Source organism: Endozoicomonas sp. ONNA2, assembly GCF_024606365.1.
Classification (GTDB): Bacteria; Pseudomonadota; Gammaproteobacteria; order Pseudomonadales; family Endozoicomonadaceae; genus Endozoicomonas.
The window spans coordinates 1-1,041 of record NZ_JAHHPO010000459.1; the positions used below are offsets into that span (position 1 = coordinate 1).

The window sequence follows — 1,041 nt, forward strand, 5'->3', positions numbered from 1 at the left end:
AAATGGCTGGGTCGTCGATCTCGGAAAAGCTATATTCCGTGGGAGAAATTCACCCGGTTCCTGAAACGCTTCCCCCTGACACCGCCAAGAATCCAGCATCAGTACACTACCAAGGTTATCAGTTAGTGAACCAATAACCATGAGGAACCGGATGCCTTAATTGGGCTCGTCCGGATCTGCGAGGGCTGAGGGCGGTAACGTCCTCATCTACTCGGAATTGTGCATCATTGATTTATTGGTCTACTTTTCCAGTTCCATTAATAAAAATGAATTGATTGGAAATGAGCAGAACACTACCAATTGAGTACTCAGGTGCGCTGTACGTCCCGAGGCAATGAACGAAAAGCTATTTAACGTGGAGACGCAAACTTTCAGTTGTTTCTTGATACGCTATCTGAAGTTTGCGAACGGTTTAACTGGGTGATCCACTCATTCTGCCTGATGACCAATCATTATCACCTGGTGGTGGAAACGCCAGACGCCAATCTCTCCAGGGGCATGCGCCAGCTTAACGGTGTGTACACGGTGCGCTTTAACCGAAGGTAGTTAGAGTCGGTCATCTTTTCCAGGGGCGATACAAAGCCATTGTTGTGGATAAAGATGCTTGCCTTATGGAGCTGAGCCGGTACGTTGTGTTAAACCCGGTCAGAGCAAAAATGGTCAAGTCGCCGGATGAGTGGCCGTCGCGTAGGCTTTTTATTTTGCAAAAACGCTGCCGCCCGTCAAATTAGGGGTATTTATCGAAACAACCAAGGTTAAATTGTGTGCTTGAGTACTTTTTTGCGGCTTGTTGCGTGCTCGATGCTATAAACCGCGCTATCTGGCTAATAGGAAACCCCCACTGGCTAAGCCATTGGGTTGAATAGGCAGATAGGAAAAATTATGATCTGGCCATTTGAAGGCCTGTGACGACAGTGGCAAATTGTACGTTGTTCCATAGGTAAATCAATAGACGACAATGTAATACTCTATTCGAAGATATACTCGCTGGCGATGTATTTTCCGTACTGATGTTTCAAGCTGATGGCCTGCTGGTGCCAG

1 protein-coding gene is annotated in these 1,041 nt (G+C 46.9%); it reads left to right on the top strand.

The genetic code is table 11. The annotated features are described in order from the left end of the window. The first annotated feature begins 420 nt into the window (after positions 1 to 420). Positions 421 to 546, top strand: coding sequence for a transposase (locus tag KDK14_RS08330; RefSeq protein ID WP_257264632.1), 126 nt, complete (start codon positions 421 to 423; stop codon positions 544 to 546). Positions 547 to 1,041: the final 495 nt, after the last annotated feature.